At 30.9% G+C, this 2,995-nt stretch carries 4 protein-coding genes and 1 pseudogene; all 5 read left to right on the top strand.

Annotation, left to right across the window (positions count from 1 at the left end; genetic code table 11):
• Nucleotides 1–110: pseudogene (locus RMN92_RS11955) on the top strand (protoheme IX farnesyltransferase); the annotation flags it as partial.
• The gene (locus RMN92_RS11960; protein ID WP_309609670.1) at nt 110–694 is read left to right on the top strand and encodes a cytochrome c oxidase subunit 3; all 585 of its coding nucleotides are present in this window, start codon (nt 110–112) and stop codon (nt 692–694) included. The pseudogene RMN92_RS11955 and the gene RMN92_RS11960, both read left to right, overlap by 1 nt.
• A 40-nt stretch (nt 695–734) precedes the next feature.
• Complete coding sequence (locus RMN92_RS11965; protein WP_309609671.1) at nt 735–1,712, top strand: cytochrome c oxidase subunit 3; 978 nt, start codon at nt 735–737, stop codon at nt 1,710–1,712.
• A gap of 27 nt (nt 1,713–1,739) precedes the next feature.
• Nucleotides 1,740–2,096, top strand: coding sequence for a cytochrome C oxidase subunit IV family protein (locus RMN92_RS11970; RefSeq protein ID WP_309609672.1), 357 nt, complete (start codon nt 1,740–1,742; stop codon nt 2,094–2,096).
• A gap of 76 nt (nt 2,097–2,172) precedes the next feature.
• A complete protein-coding gene (locus RMN92_RS11975; protein WP_309609673.1) occupies nt 2,173–2,847 on the top strand; it encodes a hypothetical protein in 675 nt (224 codons plus the stop codon).
• Nucleotides 2,848–2,995: the final 148 nt, after the last annotated feature.

Below are 2,995 nucleotides of genomic sequence, written 5' to 3' on the forward strand. Positions count from 1 at the left end.
AATTATATCAAAATCAAAACGACAAAGCCGCCAAAACATTAATGTTGGTGAGCGTTGCTTACATTACACTAATACAAATAGTATACATTTTAGATAAATTTTTACGATAATGGAACAAATGACAATTGAAGATTACAACCAACGAAAAGCAAAATCCCACAAACTATTATTGCTTTTTGCTATGGTAAGTATGTTTATGATGTTTGCAGGTTTGACAAGTGCGTATTTAGTAAGTGCTTCCAGAAAAGATTGGATTCATACCATGATTTTGCCTCCTGCTTTTACTATTAGTACAATTGTGATTATAATAAGTAGCATCACCATTCATTTGGCAAAATTGTCAATTAAAAAAAACAATCGCCAAAATACTAGTATTTTTTTAATATCAACTTTGGTTTTAGGAATTGCATTTGTATATTTTCAATTCAAAGGATTTAGTCAAGTGGTCGATATGGGTTATTTTTTCACAGGAAGCGAGAGCACAGTGACATCTTCGTTTTTATATGTTTTAACGATTTTGCATTTGGCACACCTTTTTGGAGGCATAATTTCATTATTAATCACTATTTATAATCATTTTAAACAAAAATACAACGCATCACAATCCACTGGTATAGAGCTAGCTGCTATGTTTTGGCATTTTCTAGATATTCTTTGGGTATATTTGTTTTTATTTTTATATTTCGTTAAATAAGAAAAATTTGTAAATTTGTAAACTTTATAAATAAAATTATATGGCAACTACAGTTACTACTGATACTGATGTAAAAGCTTGGGGCGGCGGAACAGAGCCTATGAGAATAAGTTATGGCAAAATGATGATGTGGTTTTTTATCGTATCTGATGCTTTAACATTTTCTGGATTTCTTGCAGCTTACGGTTTTTCAAGATTTAAATTTATTGAAACTTGGCCTTTGGCAGATGAAGTTTTTACCCACTTTCCTTTTATGCATGGCGTTCCTGCTCCAATGTATTATGTAGCCTTAATGACTTTTATTCTAATTTTTTCGTCAGTAACTATGGTGTTAGCAGTGGATGCTGGACATAATATGGACAAGAAAAAAGTAACTTTCTATATGTTTTTAACCATTATAGGTGGTATGATATTCGTTGGATCGCAAGCTTGGGAATGGAAAAACTTTATCAAAGGTGAATATGGCGCTGTTGAAACTAAAGGAGGATCCATACTTCAATTTGTAGATAAATCTGGAAAAAGAGTAGCATTGGAAGCTTTTGCAGCAGATATTCCTACCGAAAGAGTTCAAGATACAAAAAGCACTGGAATTTGGTTTTATGGTGAAGGAAGTATTCCAACCTATTCAGTTGAAGAAGTAGTGGAAGGTTTTAAAGCCAATGACAATTTGTTGGTTCGTACCGAAGTTATAAATCCAAAAACAAAGAAGAAAACAACCTTATCTCGCGAAGAATCTTTGAAGAGAATGGATGGAACCAAATATGTTGTTGAAGGTGCCAATTTAATTCGAAACGAATATGGTGCAAAATTATTTGCCAATTTCTTTTTCTTTATCACTGGTTTTCACGGTTTCCACGTATTTTCGGGTGTAATGATTAACATTTTAATTTTCTTTAATGTTATTCTTGGCACTTATCAAAAAAGAGGAAGTTACGAAATGGTTGAAAAAGTTGGTTTATACTGGCACTTTGTGGATCTAGTTTGGGTATTTGTATTTACCTTTTTCTATCTAGTTTAATTTTCAGATTTATATAAAATATAAAATATGTCACACGCACACGAACATGTATCAAACACAGGAAGAATCTGGAAAGTTTTCGCACTGCTTTCTGTAATTACAACTGTAGAAGTTATTTTAGGTATTATAAAGCCTGAATTATTACATTTTACAACTTTTTTAGGAATGAATTTGCTTAACTGGATATTTATTATTCTTACAGTTTACAAAGCATATTGGATTATGTGGGCATTCATGCACCTTGAAGGCGAAGTTTCCGCTCTTCGTTGGGCAGTGGTTGGTCCACTTGTTTTCTTAATTATGTATTTAGTGTTTATTCTGCTAGTCGAAGCCGATTATATATTCGAAATTTTTAAAAATGCCACCATTAAATGGAATTTTTAGAAAATATTAATTCAAAAAATGATCCCGATTCGTCGGGATTTTTTTATTTTTGTATTCAAATAATTCTCAATTTATAATGAAGAATAAATTAGTACTCATTGTGCTTTTAGCTTTGCCAATTTTGATTTACATGATTTTTGCCACAGCAACGCACAATTCACTTTTTTTGCCAACCATATCAAAAGCAAACAAAGAGTTGCCAGCTTGGAAAAGCTACGATGCAAAAGAAGTTTTGCTAAAAAACAAAATTACCATATTGGGTTTTTTAGGGAATGATATTTTAAAAAATCAAGGGAATATCTTCAATTTGAATCAAAAAATATACGGTAAGTATGTAGGTTTTAAAGATTTTCAAATTGTAATGATTGTTGAAGATGGAAAACAAGCCGATGTTAAAATTTTATTAGAAAAATTAGGTGGATTTACTGAAAATTTATCAGCTTGGAAATTTGTATTTGCCAACCCAAATGAAATTCAATCTTATTTTGATTCGTATAAATTAAGAACAAAACTAGATTCAAATTTTAGTACTTCGGAAGTTATTATTATTGACAAAGACATTAATCATAGAGGCCGAAAAGGCAAGAATAGGGAAGGTGATGATGAGTACAAAGAAAGCTACAATACTACTTCTGCCGCCGATTTGCACAATGATATGTCCGACGATGTAAAAATTATGCTTCGTGAGTACAGACTGGCTTTGAAGAGAAATAAAAATCAAGAAAATTTTAGTTTGCATGTTAAGAAATAGCATTAAATAAATTGTATCTCGGTTTATTTACCACAATTTTAAATAAATCGTTATATTTGATAAAAAATGACAATTTTAAAATTTGCTGAACACTTTCCAGATGAAGAATCTTGTAAGTTGTATTATAAGAAAGTTAGAGAAAAACAAG

Source organism: Flavobacterium sp., assembly GCF_031363805.1.
Taxonomy (GTDB): Bacteria; Bacteroidota; Bacteroidia; order Flavobacteriales; family Flavobacteriaceae; genus Flavobacterium.

What these genes read in the sequence shown, in the direction of transcription:
- RMN92_RS11960 (WP_309609670.1), top strand. Translation starts at nt 110, where the DNA reads ATGGAACAAATGACAATTGAAGATTACAACCAACGAAAAGCAAAATCC.
- RMN92_RS11975 (WP_309609673.1), top strand. Translation starts at nt 2,173, where the DNA reads ATGAAGAATAAATTAGTACTCATTGTGCTTTTAGCTTTGCCAATTTTG.
- RMN92_RS11970 (WP_309609672.1), top strand. Translation starts at nt 1,740, where the DNA reads ATGTCACACGCACACGAACATGTATCAAACACAGGAAGAATCTGGAAA.
- RMN92_RS11965 (WP_309609671.1), top strand. Translation starts at nt 735, where the DNA reads ATGGCAACTACAGTTACTACTGATACTGATGTAAAAGCTTGGGGCGGC.